Source organism: Geomobilimonas luticola (assembly GCF_018476905.1).
Taxonomy (GTDB): domain Bacteria; phylum Desulfobacterota; class Desulfuromonadia; order Geobacterales; family Geobacteraceae; genus Geomobilimonas; species Geomobilimonas luticola.
Genome location: NZ_JAHCVK010000005.1, coordinates 22,196 through 43,351, shown reverse-complemented (window position 1 = coordinate 43,351; position 21,156 = coordinate 22,196). Strand labels below are relative to the sequence as shown.

The window sequence follows — 21,156 nt, the reverse complement described above, 5'->3', positions numbered from 1 at the left end:
ATAGTCAATAATCGCCGGGCTGTCAATCGGGATGCACAGCGGGTCAGGGAGGGGATAAAGCGACAATTACGACAGCAAAGCTTTTACCATCAGGGCATCACGACCAGAACCGCCGCTCCATTTCGGCCAGAAGCGGCTCCAGGGTAGCGTCATCAAGGGCGGAAACACTGATTGCCCCGTAACGGCGCGCCAACTGGCGCACCTTCATGAACGACAGGGGGTCGCGCCGTTTCAGCTCGGCAAGCTGGTCACTCTTGTTGAACACCAGGATGCGCGGCTTGTCGGCCAGCTCCAGCTCTTCCAGTATCTGTTCCACCTGGCCGATCTGCTCCTCGCAGCGGGGGTTGGCGCAGTCCACCAGGTGCAGGAGGAGATCGGCATCCTGGAGTTCCTCCAGGGTGGCCTTGAAGGCCCCCATGAGAGAGCGGGGAAGGGAGCGGATGAAGCCGACCGTGTCGGTGATGATCACCTCCCGCTCCCGGGGGAAGCGGAGGCGGCGGGTAGAGGTGTCGAGGGTGGCGAAGAGGAGGTTCTCGGTGAAGACGTCGCTCCGGGTAAGGGTGTTGAGGAGGGTCGATTTACCCGCATTGGTATAGCCGACGATGGAGACGATGGGGAGGCCGGAGCGGACCCGTTTCTGGCGGCGCTGGTAGCGGCCATGGGACAGCTCGGCCAGCTCCCTCTCCAGCTTGGCGATCCGGTCGCGAATCCGGCGCCGGTCCACTTCGAGTTTTGTTTCACCCGGCCCGCGCCCGCCGATCCCCCCCATGAGGCGGGACATCTGCACCCCCCTCCCGGTCAGGCGCGGCAGCAGGTACTTGAGCTGGGCCAGCTCCACCTGCACCTTCCCGTCCAGGCTCGTTGCCCGGCGGGCGAATATGTCGAGGATCAGCTGGCTCCGGTCGATGACTTTCAGCTCGGTCATTTCCGAGATGGAACGGACCTGGGCCGGAGAAAGTTCCTGGTCGAATACCAGAAGGGTAGCGCCGAGCTGGAGTGCGCGTATCACTACTTCGCGCATCTTCCCTTCCCCCATGAGGTAGCGGGGGTTGAACTGACGCGGTCTCTGAATCAGGGTGTCCAGCACCTCCACGCCGGCGGTGCGTGCGAGCTCCTTCAGTTCCTCCATGGAATCGGCCGCCTCTCCCGGCGGCTGGCTGGTTACCGAAATGAGGATTCCCCGCTCCTCCCCCCCCCGCACCTCCCTGGCCCCTTTGGCGGCACGCTGCAGGGCGCTTTCCCGCTCGGCAACGAACGCGGCGAAATCCAGCTGAAATCGGCTCAAGGGCTGGGGTGGATCGACGAGGTAAGGAGCGGCGGCGGGTGCGGAAGGGGTCAGGCTGGCATTCTGGATGGCGATCATCGTGTCGTTCGGGTTGAGAAGGAGGGCCGTGATCAGGTCGAACCGGAGCATGGCCAGGTCGGTAAGGTCGTCGTCGGTGAGGGGTTCGCCCTTCAGATGGGTGTGGATGAGCCGCAGGCCGCGCAGGAGCTTCTTGCCGAGGGGATAGTCGGAGAGTTCCGGGATGAGAAGCCCCCGCTCGTCGCCGACGATGACATACTCGACCTCGCCGAACCGGTTGGCCAGGACACCTATCTGACGCCGGACATCGCGGGACAGCTCGGCCAGTTCCCGCGCCATGTCGGGGGAAACCACGTCATTGACCCCGAGACGGCGCCGGTAGAGGCGCTCGATCCCTTTGAGCTGGCTTGGCTTCAGGCCGGTGAGGTTGCCATGGAGCTGTTTGATAGACTTCCCTCTGGTCTGACAGGGCAGGCCGGCGCCGGCCCTGACTATGGGCAACCACAGGGGGTTGCCTGCAATGGGACATTAAAGACCGATGATGTTGTACCCGCAGTCGACGAAATGAACTTCGCCGGTAACCCCCCGTGACAGGTCGCTTGCCAGGTAGAGAGCCGCCCCGGCCACCTCTTCCTGGGTGATGTTGCGCCTGAGGGGCGCCTTTTCGGCGACATGGCCGGCAATCTGGTTGAAACCGCCGACCCCTGCAGAGGCAAGGGTCTTGATCGGCCCGGCTGATATGGCATTGACCCGAACCCCCTCCGGACCGACCGTCTCGGCAAGGTACCGGACGCTCATCTCCAGCGCCGCCTTGGCAACCCCCATCACGTTGTAGTTCGGGAAAACCTTCTGGCCGCCGTAGTAGGTCATGGCCATCACGCTCCCCCCCTCCTTCATGAGCGGCATGGCCTCCTTGACAAGGGCAATGAGGGAATAGGCGCTGATGTCCAGGGCCATGGCAAAACCTTCCCTGCTGGTGTTGAGAAACGACCCCTTCAGCTCTTCCCGGTTGGCAAAGGCAATGGAATGGACAAGGCAGTCGATCCCTCCCCATGCCTCGCCGATCCTGGCGAAGGTATCCCTGACCTCGTCGTCGCTCCGCACGTCGCAGGGGAGAATCAGGGTTGACCCGATGCTCTCGGCCAGGGGGATGACCCGCTTGGCCACCGTCTCATTGGCATAGGTAAAGGCCAGTTCGGCCCCTTCACGCTTGAACGCCTCGGCCACGGCCCAGGCGATGCTTTTCTCGTTGGCGACACCGAAAATGACCGCCTTCTTACCCTGCAAAATCCCCATGTATATACCATCCTCCTCGCGTCCACGTGCTGGTATGCATCCCCTTCGGTCCGCCATCGCTATCGGCGGCAACGGAGGGACAGGCAGGGGGGATAGTAATAAATATTCCCTGTTTTGGCAAGCACTATGGCCAATTTTATGGTTTAATTCATTACTGGACGGTACGACACCCATGGCCGATATCTTCAAATCCATCATAGAAGGGAGCGAGCGTCTCAGCAGCCTCGACGACATCGACGAGGTGGTGAAGGACCTCTCCCGCCTGCTCAGGAAAATGGTCAGGAGCCGCTGGACGGCGGCCTATTTTTTCGACCGGGACCGGCGTGATTTTACCCCCGTGCACAGTGCAGGACTCCCCCGCCGTTTCCAGCCGGTCTTCCGGACCATGCCCCTCGCATCGGCCACCATCCCCCTCATCAAAGGCCTGTTGCAGAAGAAACAGCACCTGCTCATCACCGACACCGGCAGTTCCGAGCTCCTCAACCCCCGCTTCCGCCGGATATTGCGCGACGTGAACCTGCTGGCCGTGCCGATGATCGTCCGTAACCAGGTGCTGGGAGCGGTGTTCGTCTCCCGTGACCGGAAGCTCCCCCCCTTTTCCAATGACGAAATCGCCATAATCAGGGATATGGTTTCCCATGCCGCCCTGGTGGTTTCCCATATGCGCCTGTTCGACGAAACCCTGGACATGGCCATCGAACTGGCCGGCCGGATCGACGTCATCATGACCCTGGACGAGATCAACAAGGCGATCTCCTCGTCCCTCTCCCGGGAAAAGATCATGGAAACGGCCATGCAGCACATCGAGCGCATCACCCGTTCGGAACTGGTAGCCATCCTCCAGGTGGAGGGAGAGGACCTGGAGATAACCGCCATCCTCGGCAACGGCATCACCGTCCCCCCGGAAATGCAGCCAGGCTCGCGCATCAGGGGCAGATCCACGGCCAGTGCAGCCCTTTCCCGCCAATCCAGCCAGCGAGTCGGCGACCTGCGGGGGCGGGAAAGACTCAGCCCCGTTGACCGCCTCCTGATGCAGGCGGGCATCAGGTCCCTGTTTGCCATTCCGCTTCTGTCAAAAGACCGGATCGACGGCGTGCTCCTCCTGGGGGATACGGATGCGGGGCAGTTCACCCCGGAGTCCACCTTCACCATCGAGAAGATCGCCTCCCAGATGGCAGTGGCCCTCGGCAACGCCCGCCTCTACGAAGACCTGCACATCCTCTTCATCAGCACCGTCACCAGTCTGGCAAACGCCATCGACGCAAAATCATCCTGGACCAAGGGACATTCGGTACGGGTCATGCAAATGTCCACCCGTCTCGCGCGGGAAATGGGGCTCTCCAATGAGGTGGTGGAGCGGGTGCGGCTCGGCGGCCTGCTCCACGACATCGGGAAAATCGGCATTATCGAGGCCCTGCTCGACAAACCGGCGGCGCTCATGGAAGACGAATTCCCCCCCATGCGCCTCCATCCGGAGAAGGGGGTGGCCATACTCGCCCCCATAGAGCAGTTGCGGGATGTGATCCCCGGCATACTCCACCACCACGAAAGGTATGACGGATCCGGCTATCCTGCCGGGCTCAAGGGGGAAGCCATTCCACTGGAAGCGCGCATCATCGGAGTCACCGACGCCTTTGACGCCATGGTGGCCGAACGCCCCTACAAGCCGGGCCAGTCGGTGACTGGCGCCCTGACCGAACTCCGCCGGTGCGCGGGGACCCAGTTCGACCCGGTGGTGGTGGAACATTTCTCACGTTCCATAACGCGCATCATGGAGTCGGTCAAACCACCCCCGATCCAGGACGAGGAGGACAAACGATGAGGCTGATTGCGACAGTAGTGCTCGCGCTGGTGATTTTCGCGGGAATTCCCCCCGTGCAGGGAGAGGAGGGGAAAACAGGCCTGACATCAGTGGCCCTGACCGTGCACGGCATGATGTGCTCTTCCTGTCAGAAGAGCGTAGAAAAGGCGTTATTCAAGCTGGAAGGGATCACTGACGTGAAGGTCGATATGAAGAAAAATCTCGTCGAAGTGAGGTACGACGGGAAGAAGGCTACTCCCCGCCAGATGGTGGAGGCGCTTGAGAAGGCGGGATTTCGGTCGAAACTTCCGAATTAGCTGCCGGAGCGGGCGGGACGACCATGTCGAGCCGCGCCTCGATAGCCGTCAGCCGTTTTTCCACGTCTTCCAGCATGACATGGCTCCGGTCAAGCTTTCCCTTCATGGCAAAAATCACGAAGGGGAGGATGAACCAGAGGACCGCGAGAAAAAAGCCCACGATCGACACCATCACCATGAACCCGCCGACCAGTTCCATTGCACCCTCGTCAATCATGACTGCCTGCATGCAGAGCGCCGTTTAAAGCGCCCATTCCCTGGGAAGGCATCAGCCCCCTTCCCTAGCCCTTGATCACTGTTGCTTCCAAAGCCCTTGCCAATTGGTCCGGGCAGGAGGTGTCTCCCTGGCAGGCGATCCCCTTGAGGCGCCGGATCGCGTCGACTACCGGCATCCCTTTTACCAGAGCGGCCACTGCCCGGGTATTGCCGGGACAGCCATCGACGAATACGGTATCCACGATGACGCCCGCCTCGATTTCTATGTCGATCCTCTTGGCACAGGATCCCGCCGTCTCGTAACAGATGCGCAAGGGTGCAACCTCCGGATAGATGCAGAGGAGGGTACCCGGCGGCGGCAAAAATGTCAATGGTAACGTGAACGACCGTTGACGGCGGGATTCCTCCGCCTGGAGGTGGTGAATCAGCCGGGGTAAAATTCCCTTGCCTTTTTCCCGACGTGTGCTAGTATGCCCAAAAATTAGGCAATAGTTCCCCCGGGTATACATATTTTCATGGCACAACCCCTTGTAATCGGTTCGCTGCGGCTCCCCAACAACCTGCTGCTGGCTCCCATGGCCGGCATAACCAACCTTCCCGTACGGCTCATGGTCCGCGAATGTGGGGCAAGCCTGGCGTTCACCGAAATGGTGAGCGTCAACGGCCTGGTCCGCGACGGCAAAAAGACCTTCGGTCTTCTTGCCAGCACGCCGGCAGACCGGCCGCTGGGGATCCAGCTGTTCGGCGACGACCCCGGGCTTCTGGCCGAAGGGGCCCGGCTGGTGGAAGAGTACGGCGAGCTCCTCGACATCAACATGGGCTGCCCGGTCCGCAAGGTGGTCAACAGCGGGGCAGGCAGCGCTCTGCTCCGTGAACCCGGGAAGGTGGCAGCCATCGTCCGGGAGGTCCGGCGGGCCACCCGCCTCCCCCTGACGGTGAAAATCCGCACCGGCTGGGGCGCCGACAGTGACAACTTCCTGGAGATCGGCCGCATAGCCGCCGCCGAGGGGTGCGACGCCATCACCCTCCACCCCCGCAGCCGCGCCCAGATGTTCGAGGGGCATGCCGACTGGGAAAAACTCGCCGCCCTGAAAAGGGCCGTTGCCATCCCGGTTATCGGCAGCGGCGACCTGTTCACGGCGGCAGATGTGGCCCGCATGATGGGAGAGACGGGCTGCGACGGCGTCATGCTGGCCCGCGGCGCACTGGGAAATCCCTGGCTGTTCCGGGAAGCAGCCGCACTCCTTGAAGGCAAAGAACCGGAGATGCCGACTCCAGCGGAGCGGCTTGCGGTCGCACTGCGCCACCTGGAGATATTCATCGACCTCGCGGGTGAACGGGTCGCCCTGCGGGAGATGCGCAAGCACCTTTCGTGGTATGCGCGGGGCCTTGCCGGCGCCGCCCAGTTCCGGGACCAGATCAATCGCATCACGGGAAAGGCGGCCGTCATCGCTGCCGTGGAGAATTTTTTCGGGAGTGCGGTCCATGGCCGTTAGCCATCTCCAGGACTATTACGCCAACGTTATCGACAGCGTCGGCGACGGCGTCGTCGTCATCGCCGGAGAGGGGGGGATCACCCTCATCAACCCGGCAGCGGAGGAACTGGTGGGGGTCTCCCGGCGCCAGGCAATGGGATTGCACTACACCGTGCTGTTCCGGGGGGAAGAGCTCCTTCTGGAGATGATCGAGAAAACCGCCCGTACCGGGATGACCATTTCCGACCACGAGAACATCGTGCTGAAGAAGACCGGCCACCCCATCCCGGTCGGCGCTACCACGTCTCCTCTCCTGATGGCGAGCGGCGAACGGATCGGCACCATCCTTCTCCTGCGCGACCTCACCAACATAAGGGACCTGGAGGACGCGGTACGCCATGCCGACCGGCTTTCGTCCCTGGGAGCACTGGCGGCAGGCCTCGCCCACGAGATAAAGAACCCCCTGGGGGGGATCAAGGGGGCTGCCCAGCTCCTGGCAATGGAGCTGCCGGAAGGGAGCGAGCAACGGGACTATCTCCGGGTGGTCCTCAAGGAGGTCCAGAGGGTCAACCGGATCGTGGAGGAACTCCTGGAACTGGCCGCCCCGCGCAAGCTGGAACTTGCCCCGGTCAACCTCCACAAGATCCTGGGGGATATCATCGTTCTCCAGAAGCGTGCCGTGGACGACCGGAACATAACGTTCCAGCAGCAGTTCGACCCGAGCATACCGCCGATTCTGGCGGACGAGGCGCTTCTCACCCAGCTCTTCCTCAACCTGATCAAGAACGGCGTGGAGGCAGTGGGCGATACGGGACAGGTTCGGGTGAGCAGCCGGGTTCTCGCCGACTACAGCCTGACCCAGAAGGGGGAGCGGCGCTCCCGCATGGTGGCCATCGAGGTGTCCGACGACGGGCCGGGTATCGGCAAAGAGCAGCTTGAGCACCTCTTCACCCCCTTCTACACCACCAAGAGCAAAGGGACCGGCCTCGGCCTGGCCATCTGCCAGAAAATCGTCGCCGAGCACCGGGGTATGATCAAAGTGGAGTCGGAGCCGGGGCGGGGGACGACATTCACCGTCATGCTGCCGTTAATCCAATAAAACCAGGCTCAGGGCACGGGGCAATGGGCAAGAGGGTAGCATCAACCGTTATCCACTTGCCTATTGCCCATAGCCCATTGCCTGCATTTCGAGGTTTATCAATGTCCATCAACAGAATTCTGGTCGCCGACGACGAAGAGAGCATGCGCTGGGTCCTTTCCAAGGCCCTCAGGAAGAAGGGGTTCAGCGTCGACCTGGCCCGGGACGGGGACGAGGCGTTGCGCCTCATCCAGACCCACAGCTACGACATGGCCATCCTGGACATCAAGATGCCCGGACTGACCGGGCTGGAACTGCTCGACCGGGTGCGGGAACTGAAAAGCGACCTGCTCGTGGTGATCATGACCGCCGAAGCGAGCATGAAGAACGCCGTGGAGGCCATGAAGCGGGGGGCCTACGACTACATCACCAAGCCCTTCGACCTGGACGTAATCGACGCCATCGTGGAGAAGGTCAACCGGGCACAGGAGATGACCTCACAGGTGACGGTCCTCAAGGAGGAACTGAAGGACCGTTATCAGCTGGAGAAGACCATCATCGGCAACTCGGCGGCAATGCGCGAGGTGTACAAGACCATCGGCAAGGTCGCCCCTTCCGATGTCACCGTCCTGATCCAGGGGGAGTCGGGAACCGGCAAGGAGCTCATCGCCCGGGCCATCCACTTCAACTCCAGGCGGCTCGGCAAACCGTTCATCGCCCTGAATTGCGCCGCCATTCCCAAGGAACTCCTGGAATCGGAGCTGTTCGGTTTCGAAAAGGGGGCCTTCACCGGCGCCGTGGAACGGAAACTGGGGAAATTCGAGCAGGCCAACGGCGGCACCATCTTCCTGGACGAGATCGGCGACATGCCCCTGGACCTCCAGGCCAAGATCCTCCGGGTCCTCCAGGAAAAGGAGGTCACCCGGACCGGGGGGAGCCAGAACATCGCCGTGGATGTCCGGATCGTCGCCGCCACCAACCAGGACCTTGAGGAAAAGGTGCGGCAGAAGGAGTTCCGGGAAGACCTGTTCTACCGCCTCAACGTGGTGCCGATTCAGCTGGTCCCCCTCCGGGAACGGAAGGAAGATATCCCCCCGCTGGTGGAGTACTTCCTCCAGAAGGCCTGCGCCGAACTGGAGACGCCGCGGAAGCAGTGCGCCCCCGATGCCTTCCGGCTCCTGTCCGACCACAACTGGCCGGGAAACGTGCGGGAACTGGAGAACACCATGAAGCGTGCTGTGATCCTCTCTTCCGACCTGCTCCTGACGGCATCCGACTTCCCCGGCCTGCGCCGGCAGAAGGGGAGCGGGGAACGGGCGGCCAACGAAGAACTCTCCCTGGAAGGAATCGTCGACATCAAGCTCCGCAGCTGTTTTTCCAACATGGACAAAATGGAGAGCGGCGATGTCCACACCATGGTGCTGGAACAGGTCGAACGCCCCCTGATACGCTTCGTCCTGGAGAAGACCCGGGGCAACCAGGTACGGGCCGCCGACATCCTCGGCATCAACCGCAATACCCTGAGGAAGAAGATACAGGAGTTGGGCATCGAAGTTAAGAAAGACTGATAAACTCAGGTAAAGGAACAGGTAGAGGTAAAGTAAAATCTCATCACTCTATCTTTAACTTTACCTCTACCTGAATCAAGGAGGTTCACATGGGTATCAAGGACACATACTTCCTCGACCGGAGCACGGCAGTATTGGTAGTGATCGACGTGCAGGAGAAGCTCTGCCGGGCCATGGACGAGAAGGTCCTGGAAAGGTTGACCCGCAATGTCACCATCCTCCAGGAGGCCGCCCGGGAGATGGGAATCCCCGTCATCGCGACCGAGCAGTACGTCAAGGGGCTCGGCGAGACCCTCTCCTGCCTCAGGGAAGGGCTGGCCGATCCGGCCATCGAGAAGATGACCTTCAGCTGCTGCGGCGAAAGCCCCTTCCCCGAACGGCTGAAGGCGCTGGGGAAGAAGCAGGTCATCATAACCGGCATGGAGACCCATGTCTGCGTGCTGCAGACGGTGCTCGAACTCCTTGACGCGGGATACACGGTTCACCTGGTGCGCGATGCCGTCATGAGCCGCCGCAAGGATAACTGGCACGTCGGCCTGGAAACCGCCCGCGCCGCCGGGGCCGTCATCACCTCCACCGAAGCGGCGCTTTTCCAGCTCCTCCGGACCGCGGGGACTGAAGAATTCAAGAAGCTTTCAAAGCTGGTGAGGTAGCCCTTCCTCCAGGAGGTGGCCTCATCATGGGCCACCTCCTCTCCCCTGTCACAGCTCCGCGATATAACCGCACTATTTCTCCCTCGTCATGCCAAAACGACATTTCCCTGAAATAGAAGAACAATTTTCGCAACATATTAATTTTTAGTTGTTTTTTTTAAGATTAAATGCTACTTACAATAAGCTTGAGGAACAGGATGAATACCGCCATTTACCCGACCGTCACACGATATTTCCGGACCAGCCGGCGCGAACTCGTCTACCTGAAGTTTATTACTGAAGCATATGAGGGGCTGCTAACCGTCAGCACCGTTGACAGAATGGGGGGGATTGTTACAATTTCTTACCCCGATTGTTCCTCAAGGGACGCGGAGTCGCTTCTGCTGGCCCTTGCGGGAGAAATTCCGCTGGAGGAAGTTGCCCCTCCAGCAGAGACGGTATCGTGATTGCGCAGTGAACACGGGAAGTTATTCATGCTGGACAGCTTCGACATAGCCAGAATCCTTCGCCGGGCCCTCGCGGGCGGGGGGGAGTTTGCCGACATTTACGGTGAAGAGGGTGCCTCCACCGCCATCGTCTGCGAGGACGGCAAGATCGAAAAGGTCCTGGCGGGGACGGACCGCGGAGTCGGTATCCGGGTGATTTCCGACCTGCGCACCGCCTACGCCTACACCAACGAGATCACCGAAGCCGCTCTCCTCGACCTGGCCGATACGGTCAGCAGGGCGGTCCGGGGGAAGGCATTCGACAAAGCCATCGACCTCCGCCCGAAACTGGTCGGTGCCGGCTTCCCCATCGAATTGCCGCCGGACGCCATACCCCTCAAGGAGAAGGTTGCCGCTGCCACCCGCGCGGAAGGTGCCGCCCGTGGATTCGACCGGCGGGTCCGCCAGGTGATGGTCATGTACCGGGACAGCACCCTCCGCTCCCAAAGCGCCAACTCCCTCGGGGAATTCCATGAAACCGGCCGCACCGGGACGGTATTCGTGACCCAGGTGGTCGCAGCGGACGGAGAGGTGATCCAGACCGGCTACGAACCCCTTGGCGGTTTCCGCGGCTTCGAACTGTTCGACCGGAAGAGCCCGGAGGAGATCGCGCTGACAGCCGCCCACCGGGCGGTCATGATGCTCAACGCACGCAAGGCGCCGGGGGGGATGATGCCGGTCGTGCTCTCGGCCGAGGCGGGAGGCACCATGGTCCACGAGGCCATCGGCCATGGCCTGGAGGCGGACCTGGCCCAGACCGGCATGTCGGTCTATTCCGGCAAGATCGGGCAGCAGGTCGCATCTTCCCTCGTGACGGTTGTCGACGACGCCACCATCCCCAATGCCCGCGGCTCCTTCTCCTTCGACGACGAAGGGACCCCGGGAGAGCGGACCGTGCTGGTGGAGAACGGCATCCTCAAGGGGTACATGTACGACCGGCTCACCGCCATGAAGGATGGTTGCCGCTCCACCGGTAACGGACGCCGTGAATCGTACCAGTCAAAACCGATCGTCCGGATGTCCAACACCCTCATCGCCCCCGGCAGCACCCCGCCGGAATCGATCATCAAAGGGGTAGCACGCGGACTGTTCGTCCGGAAGATGGGTGGTGGACAGGTCAACACGGTGAACGGCGATTTCATGTTCGAGGTCTCCGAGGGATATCTCATCGAAAATGGCACGCTCGGCGAGCCGGTACGGGGAGCGACCCTGACCGGCAGCGGGCCGGACGTGCTCAAGAAGGTGGAACAGGTCGGCAGCGACCTGGGATTCGGCATCGGCACCTGCGGCAAGGATGGGCAGGGGGTACCGGTGGCCGATGCCCAGCCGACCCTGTTGATAGCTGAAATTACCGTCGGTGGCGCTGCCTGACGGAGTGACATGGGCGAGGAACCGTTCCTTGACTGACCCGAAACCGACATTCAAGCCGGAAGAGTTACTGGGAAACCTCAGGGGGCACAGCTTCCTGTCCAGTTACCAGCTCGATGTCTTCTGCTTCAAGAACGGCAACGGCTCGCCCCCGGAGACCGGCTGGAAGCTCTGCAACTCCCTTTTGCCCGCCGACCTCTGCACGCGGATCTGCCAGCCGGCCGTGGAGCAGGCGCTGAAAAGCGTGGTGACCTCCAACCAGCCCGCCGTCTTCCACTGCCCCCTCGGCCTTCTGAATTTCGCGGTACCCCTCAATTCATGCGCCGCCCCCTTGTGCTGCGTCATTGGCGGCGGCGTGCGGGAACGCTCCCTCGACCTGTTCAAGCTGGAAACCATTGCCCGCACCGAGGACATCAACCCGATGGCAATCCTCGACCAGCTGCAGAAACTTCCCGCCGTCAACGAAATCGAGCTGCTCCGGGTGGCCCAGAAGGTGCACAGCCTCATCCCGTCCTTCCAGAAGGAGGAACACCACGCCGTGTACGTGGAAAAGACCACCGAGCAGCTCAACGCCATCGTCCAGGTCTCGGCGGACATCGACGCCGCCGCTACGGCTGATGCAGTGGTGGCCCTCCTGAGCGAAACCCTCGGCATTCTCTTCGACGTGCCGACCATCGCCGTCGCCCTCCCCGAAGAGGGGGACCGCAGTTTCTCCCTGCAACGAACCTGGGGGGATATCCCGCTGGACCAGACAAGCATCAGTGCGGACAAGCTGCGGCGTCTGATCCCCGGCTTTGCCACCGACGTCATCGTGCTCCAGGGCGAAGACGCGGAGGAGCTGATACCGGCAGGGATGGCCGACGTGCTCACCTGCATCCCCCTCATCTCCGCCAGCGAGCTGTTCGGACTCGTACTGGTTTTCGACCGCGAGCTCCCCACCCGTGACCTCCTCCTCACCCAGATCATCACCGGTCGGGTGGCGGGCAAACTGCGGCAGTTGCAGCAGCAGGCCGAATACGGCAAGGAAACCTCCCTTTCCGACAAGCTCATGTCCATCATCAGCTCCTTGGCGCTCACCGAAGGACAGGCAGAGCTGATCAGGCAGGTCCTGGACATGGGGGCTGACCTGGTAAACGCCACCAGCGGCTCCCTCATGCGGGTGGATGACCGGGGAGAAAATCTCCACATAGAGGCGGCCATCGGCATGAACCTCAACCTGGCTCGCAGCCTCAACCTGAAAGTCGGCAAGGGGATTGCGGGGCGGGTGGCACTGAACGGCACCCCCCTGCTGGTGAACGACATCGAAAAGGCCAATCTCGGCCAGGGGGTCAATCGACCCCGCTTCAAGACCAAGTCGTTCATCAGTCTCCCCCTCAAGTTCAAGGAACAGATTCTCGGTGTGCTCAACCTGGCGGACAAGAAAGACCAGGGACTGTTCACCGAGGCGGACCTGGAGCTTCTCACCACCTTCGTGGAGCACGCCGCCGCCATGATCGTCCGGACCCACTCACTGGAGCGGGCGGCGGTGCTGGAGAAACTCTCCCTCACCGACCCGCTCACCGAGCTCTATAACCGGCGCTTCCTGGAAAAGCGGATGGAAGAGGAGCTGAACCGGAGCGCCCGGCAGGGGCTCAGTCTCACCGTCATGCTCATCGACCTGGACCATTTCAAGCTCTACAACGATTACAACGGCCACATCGCCGGAGACAAGGCCCTGAAGAAAACCGCCAAGATCCTCAGGAGCTCCGTGCGGGACATGGACATGGTGACCCGCTTCGGCGGCGAGGAGTTCTGCATCATCCTCCCCGGGACCGTGAAGCGGGAGGCGATTTTCGTAGCCGAGAGGGTCCGGCGCGGCATTGAATGCGAGCCGTTCGCCGGCGAGGAAGAACTCCCCCTGGGACGTCTGACTGCCAGCATCGGCCTGTCGGCATTTCCGGAGGACGGCGACACGGCAACGGCCCTCATCCATGCGGCAGATGTCGCCCTCTACCAGGCCAAGGCAGACGGGCGCAACCGCATCACCTTCTCGGCCCCTCCCCAGGAAAAAGACGTGGCGCAGGTGCAGGAGGCCACGAAATCGGCTTGACACCCCTTCCCCCAAAGCGGTAATGTTGGACCCCGTTCCCGTCGAATCAACCCGGCTTGCAACGACATGAATTTCCGTCCCCGGAAGCTCTTTGCGGCACCGGGGACCAACCTTCCCCGTAAAGGAGTATTGCCATGAGTCTTAAAGGAACCCGCACCGAAATCAACCTGTTGACGGCGTTTGCCGGTGAAAGCCAGGCACGAAACCGCTATACCTACTTTGCCGCGAAGGCGAAGAACGAAGGGTACGTCCAGATGGCCGACATTTTCGAGGAAACCGCCAACCAGGAACGGGAGCACGCCAAGCGGCTCTTCAAGTTCATGGAGGGTGGCGAAGCGCAGGTCACCGCCAGCTTCCCCGCCGGCCGGATCGGCACGACCGCCGAAAACCTGCGAGAAGCGGCCGCGGGTGAAAACCACGAGCATACCGAAATGTACCCCGCCTTCGCCGCCGTGGCACGGGAGGAGGGGTTCCCCCAGATCGCCGACGTGTTCCAGGCCATTGCCGTGGCGGAAATGCAGCACGAGAAGCGCTACCTCGGCCTCCTGGCCAACATCGAACAGGGCCGGGTCTTCCGCCGGGAGACCCCCGTCACCTGGCGTTGCCGCAACTGCGGATACCTCCACCAGGGCACCGACGCCCCCGACACCTGCCCGGCCTGCAACCATGCCCAGGCCCACTTCGAACTGCACGGAGAGAACTGGTAAAGCAGCGCAACGAACAGCAACAAAAAGGCCGGCGGGGAATTTCCCGCCGGCCTTTTTTCACTTTTCACTTTTCACTTTTCAGTCTTCGACAACCTTCACCGACGTGATGAACACCGGTTCCACGGGAACATCCGAATGCCCCGCTTTCGAACCGGTCTTCACCCCCTTGATGGCATCCACCACCTCCATGCCGGCGGTCACCTGGCCGAACACCGCGTAGCCGAACCGGTCGGGGGTTTTCCCCTGGTGGTCGAGGAAGGGGTTGTCCACCACGTTGATGAAGAACTGGGACGTGGCGCTGTCCACCACACTGGTCCGGGCCATGGCCAGGGTCCCGCGCTTGTTGGACAGGCCGTTGGCCGCCTCGTTCTTGATGGCGAACTTGGTCTTTTTCGGCTGCATGTTCTCGTCCATCCCTCCCCCCTGGATCATGAAGGAGGCGATGACCCGGTGGAAGGTGAGGCCGTCGTAGTAACCGTCCTTCACGTAGGAGAGGAAGTTGCGCGTGCTGATGGGTGCCTTGTCCTGGAACAGCTCGATGGTGACGTTCCCCATGGAGGTTTCCATAAGGACCTGGGGATTTTTTGCTTCGCTCATGACGATCTCCTTTGCAGATGAATAATGGTCTTTGTAGCACAAAACCCGATGCGACTGAAAGCCTTTTCGCGGGTCGTCATGGCAGCCGGCAGTTGCAAACCGGCCGAAGAGAAGTACAATCTAGTGTGCCCGCCGGTTCATCTGCCAACGGGTCAATACCAAGCCAGGAGGTGCCCAGGTCAATGAATGGACGACAGTGGATGAGCGGGACGGCTCTCGCAGCCGCCATAGTGGCATGCGGTGGCACCGGTGCCCATGCCGTGGAGATGGAGAGAGCCCACGGCATGTTCGCGTCAGGCCATTCGCTTGAATCGCGCCTGGAGGGGACAACGGCCAAGGTAGGACAGCCGGCCCCCGGTTTCACCCTGGACGCCGTGATCAACGGAGAATTCAAGAAGGTGGGACTGGCCGATTACCGGGGGAAATGGGTGGTCCTCTTCTTCTACCCCAATGATTTCACCTTCGTCTGCCCCACCGAGATCAGGGGGTTCAACGCCGCCCTCGACACCTTCCGGAAGCTGAATGCCGAAGTCCTCGGCGCCTCCGTGGACAGCAAGTATTCCCACCTGGCATGGATCCAGCGGGGCGACCTGGGGGATCTGAAATATCCGCTCCTGGCTGACTTCAAGAAAGAGGTGGCCACCCGGTACGGCATCCTGGACGAGAAGGAAGGGGAGGCCCTGCGCGGCCTCTTCATCATCGACCCGAACGGCATCCTCCAGTACACGCTGGTCCACAACCTGTCGGTGGGTCGAAGCGTGGATGAGACCCTGCGGGTCCTGGAAGCGCTCCAGACCGGCGAACTCTGCCCCATCGGCTGGAAACCGGGGCAGAAAACCCTGGGAAAATGAGTATCAGTATATTCCGGACATGACAAAGGCCGCGGTAACGCGGCCTTTGCTGTTCGGGCTTGTCTGATTTCCCCACCGGCAGCAGCCCCTGCCACGTCACCGGCAGCATTCCAGGCAGGCGGGAGGAACCATCCCCCCGCCGCAGGCGCACCCCTTGCATGGATCGGCAGGAGCTTCGGGTGGCGCCTCCGCAGGTGCCTGCATATCCTGGGGGGGTGGTTCCGGCGCAGAAGGAGAAGGTACGGCCGGTGGTTCGCCGGGAAGCTGCGGCGCTTCCTGCGGGGTCTCCATCGCCGGTTCGTTCGCCGGCTGGTCCTGGTCGGCTGCCAGCACCGTCCCGACTGCGAGCATGGTGAGAAGAGCTACGACAAGAAGTCGGATTAAATGGCGTTGCATGATACCACCTCCCCATGGGTCGCTATGGGTTGTAATCTTTCCTACGTGGTAATTCTAAGCGTCCCTGCCTCCAAGTCAAGTCCGATTTGCCCCACTCTCCCCCGCCTGTTTCCAGATGTAGAGCCACCAGTACACCGGCATGGCGACCATGTTTCCCAGGAAGATGACCACCGCCCAGAGCGCCTTCTTATCCTGGGCAATGACGTCAGTCTTGAAGATGTGCCAGATATAGACGGCAATCAGCACGAAGATCTCCAGCATGGTGAGGAAATGGAGGGGAAAGATGATCTTGAAGGCCAGCGGCATGCCGTCGCCTTGGGCGGGGTTGTCCATGCCGATAAACACCTGGGAGAACATGAACGCCATGAACAGGAACATGTAGACAATCGGCCAGAGGGTGAATCCGGCCAGCAGCAAGGCTTTCGGTTTGGTCATGAAGGACTCCTTTTTAGAGTAGCAGGTTCCGCAGCGTTTCAATTTCTGGATCTGATCACTCCAAAACACAAAAAGCCGCCCGGGAGCATATCCTCCGCCGGCGGCTTTTTCGTTACCGTATCTCCATGTAAATTCCTTACTGAAGAGTAGCTAACGCAACCTATATTGTGCAAACTCCTTTGTCAAGCAAAACCGCGCCCTCTACTCCCCGAACATCGCCTTCAACCGGGCGAAGGTGTCGCTCGCCACTTTCTCCGTCTCCTCTTCGGTGAGAACGGTGGCCGCGGCAGCCTGCTGGACGTTGAGGAGGTCGGCGGGAATCTCCTCCAGGAACCGTGAAGGGAACCGCTCCTCCAGCTTGCCGTACTTCTTCCGCCGCAGGCAGCGGGTGATGGTGAGGTGGCGGCGGGCGCGGGTGATCCCCACGTACATGAGCCGGCGCTCCTCGTCGATGGAGAAATCCTCGTAGATCGAGCGCTTGTGGGGGAGGATCTCCTCCTCCAGCCCGACCAGGAAGACGTAGGGGAATTCCAGCCCCTTGCTGGAGTGGAGCGACATGAGGGTGACGGCGTTCTGGCCGTGATCCTTCTTGTCCTTCCCCGAGAAGCGGTCCTCGTCCATGAGGGAGACCTTCTCCAGGAAACCGGACAGAGTTGGCGCGGGAATACGCTCCTCGTAGGAGGCGAGGGAGTTGACAATCTGCTCCACGTTCTCCACCTTGCGCCGGGCCACGGCCCGGTCGTCGATGGTCCGGTACAGCTCATCCTCGATGCCGAGCCGCTTGAAGAGCGCCGTTACCCGTTCCGCCAGCCCCGTCTTCCGGTGGCGGAAGCGGTCCGCCTCCCCGGCGACGAGCCCGTGGAAGGCGAGCACCTTCTCCCGGATGGCGGCGGGGATATCCTCCACCTCCCCTACCCGCTTAAGCGCCTCGAACAGGGGGATGCCCTGGGCCAGAGACCACTGGTTGAGCTTCAGCACCGTCCCCTCGCCGATCCCCCGGCGGGGGAAGTTGATGATCCTGAGCAGCGCCTGCTCGTCGTCGGTGTTGTCGATGGCTTTCAGGTAGCAGAGGGTGTCCTTCACTTCCTTCCGCTCGTAGAACTGCATCCCGCCGATGAGGACGTAGGGGATCCCCTCGAAGCGGAGCTGCTCCTCCAGGGCGCGGCTCTGGGCGTTGGTCCGGTAGAGGATGGCGAAGTCGCCGTACTCCATCCGGTTCCGGGTGCACTCCACCTGGATCCGCTCTACCACCGTCGTCGCCTCCTCCTCGTCGTCGGCGGCCACCACCAGGTCGATGGCCCGGCCCGGGCCGCTGGCGGTCCAGAGGGTCTTCTCTTTGCGCTTCGGGTTGTTCTTGATGACGCTGTTGGCGGCGGAGAGGATGGTGCCGGTGGAGCGGTAGTTCTGCTCCAGCTTGATCACCCGGCACCCCGGGTTGTCATGCTCGAAGGCGAGGATCTTCTCCACGTCGGCGCCACGCCAGCCGTAGATGGACTGGTCGTCGTCCCCCACCACGCAGAGGTTTTTGTGATGGGCCGCCAGCTGGCTGATGAGGAGGTACTGGGCGTGGTTGGTGTCCTGGTATTCGTCCACCATGATGAAGCGGAACCGCTCCTGCCAGTGCTTGAGCGCCGCCGGGTGCTCCTGGAAGAGCCGGGCGGTCAGCATGATGATGTCGTCGAAGTCCACGGCGTTGCACGCCTGGAGGGCCGACTGGTAGCGGGGGTAGATCCGGGCGGCCAGGAGCTCGTAGTCGTCGCCGGGGCGAGGGACGTAACGGTCGGGGGGGATAAGGGCGTTCTTGGCGCCGGATATCTTCCAGAGGACGGTCTCGGCGTCGTACTTCTTGCCGGTGTCGTCCATCTCCCGCATGAGCTGGCGGATGAGCCCCACCTGGTCGGAGGTGGAGTAGATGGAGAAATTCCGCTTGTAGCCAAGCCGCTCGATATCCCGCCGGAGGATGCGCATCCCGAGGGAGTGGAAGGTGGAGAGAATCACCCCCTTGCACCGCTCCCGCCCCACCAGCTCCGTCATCCGCTCCTGCATCTCCCGGGCAGCCTTATTGGTGAAGGTGACCGCCAGGATCTGCTCAGCAGGCACCTGGAGCTTTTCCAGCAGGTAGGCGATCCGGTAGGTGATGACCCGGGTCTTCCCCGAGCCGGCGCCGGCCAGGACCAGGAGCGGCCCCTCCGTATGCTTCACCGCCGCCAGCTGGGGCGGGTTCATGGTATGAAGATCGAGCATGGGAAACCTTGTGAACGAAGGTCTGAAGAACGGAAACGCGGAAGTAAAGGCTGCTTCCAGCCTTCCGACTTCCGCGCTTCTGTCCTTGATACCAGAACGGCCCCGGTAAATCAAGAAGGCGAGTTTCATGCCAAGGGTTTACCTTCCCCCTCCCCTGTGCTATAAAAAATCTCCACCCTTGCCAAGGAGCCGTTCCATGGAGAAACAGGCCGCCGCGCAGCGCATGAGCGAGCTGCGCGCCGAGATAGAACGTCACAACCGCCTCTATTACCAGGAAGACCGGCCGGAGATCACCGATGCCGAGTACGATCTCCTGTTCCGGGAACTGCTGGCGCTGGAAGAACAGCATCCCGACCTCGCCACCCCCTCCTCCCCCACCCGTCGCGTGGGGAGCGCCCCTCTGGAGAAATTCGCCCAGCTGCGGCACCGGGTCCCCATGCTCTCCCTGGAGAACGCCTTCACGGAGGCCGAAATTGCCGAGTTCGACGAGCGGGTGAAGCGCTTCCTCGGCATGGCTGGTGACCGGGAAATCGAGTACGTCTGCGAACCGAAGATGGACGGGCTGGCGGTGGAACTGGTGTACGAGGACGGCATCTTCTCCGTCGGTTCAACCCGCGGCGACGGCTTCACCGGGGAGGAGATCACCCGGAACCTGAAAACGGTGAGGTCCATACCGCTGAGGCTCGCCACCGACACCCCGCCGAACCTGCTCGAGATGCGGGGAGAGGTCTATCTCCCCCTCGCCCCCTTCCAACGGCTGAACGCAGAGCGGGAGGAGGCGGGGGAGCCCCCCTTCGCCAACCCGCGCAACGCGGCGGCGGGAAGCCTTCGCCAGCTGGACTCCCGCATCACCGCCCGTCGTCCCCTCTCCATCTTCTGCTACGCGCCGGGGATGGTGGAAGGGGCCGAGTTCACCTCCCAGAGCCACTTTCTTGCCACCATCAAGACATGGGGGCTGCCGGTCAACCCCCTCATCCGGACGGTTGCCGGTATCACGGGGATCACCGACTACTACCGGGAGATGCTCGCCCAACGGGAATCCCTCCCCTACGAGATCGACGGGGTGGTGGTCAAGGTGGACTCATTCTCACTCCAGCGGGAGCTGGGGGAGAAGAGCCGCTCCCCCCGCTGGGCGGTGGCGGTCAAGTTTCCGCCCCGCCAGGCGGTTACCCTGGTGGAAGACATCATCCCCCAGGTCGGCCGGACCGGGGTGGTGACGCCGGTGGCCCACCTCCGGCCGGTGGTGGTGTCCGGGGTAATGGTATCCCGTGCCACCCTCCACAACTGGGAGGAGATGGAGAAGAAGGACATCCGGATCGGCGACACCGTGGTGGTGGAGCGGGCGGGGGACGTCATCCCGGCGGTGGTGCGGGTCCTCACCGAGAAACGGACCGGCGCCGAGCGTCACCTCCCGATCCCGGCCAGCTGCCCGGAGTGCGGCTCCGAGGTGGTGAAGATTCCCGAGGAGGTGGCGGTCCGCTGCCTCGGTCTCTCCTGCCCGGCCCAGATCCGCGAATCCATCATCCACTTCGCCTCCCGCCGCGCCATGGACATCGAGGGGCTGGGGGACAAGTTTATCGAGCAGTTGCTCCGCCTGAAGCTGGTCCGGAACGTGGCCGACCTCTACTCCCTCACCCAGGAAGACTTCATGCAGTTCGAGCGGATGGGAGACAAGCTGGCGGAGAACCTGCTGAATGCCATCGCCGCGAGCAGGGAGCGGGAGCTCTCCCGCTTCATCTACGCCCTCGGCATCCGCCACGTGGGGGAGCATACGGCAAAGCTCCTTGCCAACGCCTTCGGCAGCATCCACAACCTCGCGAAGGCCAGCGAAGAGGAACTCCTTGCCATCCGGGAGGTCGGCCCCCAGGTGGCCCAGAGCATCCGGACCTTCTTCCATAACCGGGACAACATGGAGGTTGTGGAGCGGCTCCTGGCGGCGGGGGTTACCCCGTCGGTGACGGAAAAGAAAGTGGGAGGACGCTTCACCGGCAAGACCTTCGTCTTCACCGGCACGCTCACCCGCTTCACCCGTGACGACGCGAAGAAGCTCGTGGAGGACGAGGGGGGGCACGCCGCCGGGTCGGTGTCGAAAAAGACCGACTACGTAGTGGCGGGAGAGGAAGCGGGAAGCAAGCTGGAGAAGGCCCGGCAGTTGGGGGTGAAGGTGCTGACTGAGGACGAGTTTCTGGCAATGTTGGAGTCGTAAGGCCACGGCAAAAACCATTTTACAACAGAGAAATAAAGCTGACGATATTCCGTGTCCTCTGTGTCCCATAT

20 protein-coding genes are annotated in these 21,156 nt (G+C 62.0%); 12 read left to right on the top strand and 8 right to left on the bottom strand.

The genetic code is table 11. The features are described 5' to 3' along the window. Window positions 1-97 precede the first annotated feature (97 nt). Window positions 98-1,720 carry a GTPase HflX gene (gene hflX / locus KI810_RS11750; RefSeq protein ID WP_214175878.1) on the bottom strand — a complete coding sequence of 541 codons (1,623 nt, stop codon included), beginning with the start codon at window positions 1,718-1,720 and terminating at the stop codon, window positions 98-100. A gap of 111 nt (window positions 1,721-1,831) precedes the next feature. Further along, window positions 1,832-2,599: an enoyl-ACP reductase FabI gene (locus KI810_RS11745; RefSeq protein WP_214175743.1), complete on the bottom strand. Its 768-nt coding sequence runs from the start codon at window positions 2,597-2,599 to the stop codon at window positions 1,832-1,834. Between the two features lie 172 nt (window positions 2,600-2,771). Here KI810_RS11745 and KI810_RS11740 point away from each other — a divergent pair, with 172 nt between their 5' ends. Further along, the gene (locus KI810_RS11740) at window positions 2,772-4,421 is read left to right on the top strand and encodes an HD domain-containing phosphohydrolase (RefSeq protein ID WP_214175742.1); all 1,650 of its coding nucleotides are present in this window, start codon (window positions 2,772-2,774) and stop codon (window positions 4,419-4,421) included. Then, entirely contained in the window at window positions 4,418-4,717 is a 300-nt protein-coding gene (locus tag KI810_RS11735) for a heavy-metal-associated domain-containing protein (protein WP_214175741.1), read from the top strand. The genes KI810_RS11740 and KI810_RS11735 overlap by 4 nt, the downstream gene beginning before the upstream one ends. Here the strand turns inward: KI810_RS11735 and KI810_RS11730 are convergent. Further along, window positions 4,653-4,934: a hypothetical protein gene (locus tag KI810_RS11730; RefSeq protein WP_214175740.1), complete on the bottom strand. Its 282-nt coding sequence runs from the start codon at window positions 4,932-4,934 to the stop codon at window positions 4,653-4,655. The two genes, KI810_RS11735 and KI810_RS11730, sit on opposite strands and share 65 nt — an antisense overlap. A gap of 64 nt (window positions 4,935-4,998) precedes the next feature. Then, window positions 4,999-5,247: a TIGR03905 family TSCPD domain-containing protein gene (locus tag KI810_RS11725; RefSeq protein ID WP_214175739.1), complete on the bottom strand. Its 249-nt coding sequence runs from the start codon at window positions 5,245-5,247 to the stop codon at window positions 4,999-5,001. A gap of 201 nt (window positions 5,248-5,448) precedes the next feature. On the opposite strand from KI810_RS11725, the gene dusB reads away from it, so the two are divergent. The 8 genes from dusB (at window position 5,449) to rbr (ending at window position 14,356) form a co-directional block, all read left to right on the top strand. Beyond that, a complete protein-coding gene (gene dusB, locus KI810_RS11720) occupies window positions 5,449-6,429 on the top strand; it encodes a tRNA dihydrouridine synthase DusB (RefSeq protein ID WP_214175738.1) in 981 nt (326 codons plus the stop codon). Further along, window positions 6,419-7,507, top strand: coding sequence for a two-component system sensor histidine kinase NtrB (locus tag KI810_RS11715; RefSeq protein ID WP_214175737.1), 1,089 nt, complete (start codon window positions 6,419-6,421; stop codon window positions 7,505-7,507). Before dusB ends, KI810_RS11715 begins: the two co-directional genes overlap by 11 nt. Before the next feature lie 101 nt (window positions 7,508-7,608). Next, a complete protein-coding gene (locus KI810_RS11710; RefSeq protein ID WP_214175736.1) occupies window positions 7,609-9,054 on the top strand; it encodes a sigma-54-dependent transcriptional regulator in 1,446 nt (481 codons plus the stop codon). Window positions 9,055-9,143: 89 nt separating this feature from the next. Further along, window positions 9,144-9,707: a hydrolase gene (locus KI810_RS11705; protein WP_214175735.1), complete on the top strand. Its 564-nt coding sequence runs from the start codon at window positions 9,144-9,146 to the stop codon at window positions 9,705-9,707. 197 nt (window positions 9,708-9,904) lie between these two features. Continuing rightward, complete coding sequence (locus KI810_RS11700) at window positions 9,905-10,153, top strand: DUF4911 domain-containing protein (protein ID WP_214175734.1); 249 nt, start codon at window positions 9,905-9,907, stop codon at window positions 10,151-10,153. 27 nt (window positions 10,154-10,180) lie between these two features. After that, on the top strand, window positions 10,181-11,563 hold the full coding sequence (locus KI810_RS11695) for a TldD/PmbA family protein (protein ID WP_214175733.1): 1,383 nt from the start codon (window positions 10,181-10,183) through the stop codon (window positions 11,561-11,563). Between the two features lie 28 nt (window positions 11,564-11,591). Beyond that, the gene (locus KI810_RS11690) at window positions 11,592-13,649 is read left to right on the top strand and encodes a diguanylate cyclase (protein WP_214175732.1); all 2,058 of its coding nucleotides are present in this window, start codon (window positions 11,592-11,594) and stop codon (window positions 13,647-13,649) included. A 134-nt stretch (window positions 13,650-13,783) separates the two neighbouring features. After that, window positions 13,784-14,356, top strand: coding sequence for a rubrerythrin (rbr, locus tag KI810_RS11685; protein WP_214175731.1), 573 nt, complete (start codon window positions 13,784-13,786; stop codon window positions 14,354-14,356). Between the two features lie 78 nt (window positions 14,357-14,434). On the opposite strand, the gene KI810_RS11680 is transcribed toward rbr, so the two are convergent. Continuing rightward, window positions 14,435-14,953 (bottom strand): peptidylprolyl isomerase, encoded by a 519-nt coding sequence (locus KI810_RS11680; protein WP_214175730.1) that lies wholly within the window; start codon window positions 14,951-14,953, stop codon window positions 14,435-14,437. 284 nt (window positions 14,954-15,237) lie between these two features. Between KI810_RS11680 and KI810_RS11675 the strand changes: the two genes are divergently transcribed. Then, window positions 15,238-15,804 (top strand): peroxiredoxin, encoded by a 567-nt coding sequence (locus KI810_RS11675; RefSeq protein WP_246525577.1) that lies wholly within the window; start codon window positions 15,238-15,240, stop codon window positions 15,802-15,804. Window positions 15,805-15,900: 96 nt separating this feature from the next. Here KI810_RS11675 and KI810_RS11670 read toward each other — a convergent pair whose 3' ends face one another. The 3 genes from KI810_RS11670 to KI810_RS11660 all read right to left on the bottom strand — a co-directional run bounded on the left by KI810_RS11670 (window position 15,901) and on the right by KI810_RS11660 (window position 18,879). Continuing rightward, window positions 15,901-16,200, bottom strand: coding sequence for a hypothetical protein (locus KI810_RS11670; protein WP_214175729.1), 300 nt, complete (start codon window positions 16,198-16,200; stop codon window positions 15,901-15,903). 75 nt (window positions 16,201-16,275) lie between these two features. After that, window positions 16,276-16,635: a hypothetical protein gene (locus KI810_RS11665; RefSeq protein ID WP_214175728.1), complete on the bottom strand. Its 360-nt coding sequence runs from the start codon at window positions 16,633-16,635 to the stop codon at window positions 16,276-16,278. A gap of 201 nt (window positions 16,636-16,836) precedes the next feature. After that, the gene (locus KI810_RS11660) at window positions 16,837-18,879 is read right to left on the bottom strand and encodes an ATP-dependent helicase (protein WP_214175727.1); all 2,043 of its coding nucleotides are present in this window, start codon (window positions 18,877-18,879) and stop codon (window positions 16,837-16,839) included. Between the two features lie 196 nt (window positions 18,880-19,075). Between KI810_RS11660 and ligA the strand changes: the two genes are divergently transcribed. Next, complete coding sequence (gene ligA / locus KI810_RS11655; RefSeq protein WP_214175726.1) at window positions 19,076-21,085, top strand: NAD-dependent DNA ligase LigA; 2,010 nt, start codon at window positions 19,076-19,078, stop codon at window positions 21,083-21,085. Window positions 21,086-21,156: the final 71 nt, after the last annotated feature.

Excerpts from the sequence above, each read along its gene's own strand:
- KI810_RS11745 (WP_214175743.1), bottom strand. The coding sequence starts at position 2,599 with ATGGGGATTTTGCAGGGTAAGAAGGCGGTCATTTTCGGTGTCGCCAAC.
- KI810_RS11740 (WP_214175742.1), top strand. The coding sequence starts at position 2,772 with ATGGCCGATATCTTCAAATCCATCATAGAAGGGAGCGAGCGTCTCAGC.
- KI810_RS11735 (WP_214175741.1), top strand. The coding sequence starts at position 4,418 with ATGAGGCTGATTGCGACAGTAGTGCTCGCGCTGGTGATTTTCGCGGGA.
- KI810_RS11730 (WP_214175740.1), bottom strand. The coding sequence starts at position 4,934 with ATGATTGACGAGGGTGCAATGGAACTGGTCGGCGGGTTCATGGTGATG.
- dusB (WP_214175738.1), top strand. The coding sequence starts at position 5,449 with ATGGCACAACCCCTTGTAATCGGTTCGCTGCGGCTCCCCAACAACCTG.
- KI810_RS11715 (WP_214175737.1), top strand. The coding sequence starts at position 6,419 with ATGGCCGTTAGCCATCTCCAGGACTATTACGCCAACGTTATCGACAGC.
- KI810_RS11710 (WP_214175736.1), top strand. The coding sequence starts at position 7,609 with ATGTCCATCAACAGAATTCTGGTCGCCGACGACGAAGAGAGCATGCGC.
- KI810_RS11705 (WP_214175735.1), top strand. The coding sequence starts at position 9,144 with ATGGGTATCAAGGACACATACTTCCTCGACCGGAGCACGGCAGTATTG.
- KI810_RS11700 (WP_214175734.1), top strand. The coding sequence starts at position 9,905 with ATGAATACCGCCATTTACCCGACCGTCACACGATATTTCCGGACCAGC.
- KI810_RS11695 (WP_214175733.1), top strand. The coding sequence starts at position 10,181 with ATGCTGGACAGCTTCGACATAGCCAGAATCCTTCGCCGGGCCCTCGCG.
- rbr (WP_214175731.1), top strand. The coding sequence starts at position 13,784 with ATGAGTCTTAAAGGAACCCGCACCGAAATCAACCTGTTGACGGCGTTT.
- KI810_RS11680 (WP_214175730.1), bottom strand. The coding sequence starts at position 14,953 with ATGAGCGAAGCAAAAAATCCCCAGGTCCTTATGGAAACCTCCATGGGG.
- KI810_RS11675 (WP_246525577.1), top strand. The coding sequence starts at position 15,238 with ATGTTCGCGTCAGGCCATTCGCTTGAATCGCGCCTGGAGGGGACAACG.
- KI810_RS11670 (WP_214175729.1), bottom strand. The coding sequence starts at position 16,200 with ATGCAACGCCATTTAATCCGACTTCTTGTCGTAGCTCTTCTCACCATG.
- KI810_RS11665 (WP_214175728.1), bottom strand. The coding sequence starts at position 16,635 with ATGACCAAACCGAAAGCCTTGCTGCTGGCCGGATTCACCCTCTGGCCG.
- KI810_RS11660 (WP_214175727.1), bottom strand. The coding sequence starts at position 18,879 with ATGCTCGATCTTCATACCATGAACCCGCCCCAGCTGGCGGCGGTGAAG.
- ligA (WP_214175726.1), top strand. The coding sequence starts at position 19,076 with ATGGAGAAACAGGCCGCCGCGCAGCGCATGAGCGAGCTGCGCGCCGAG.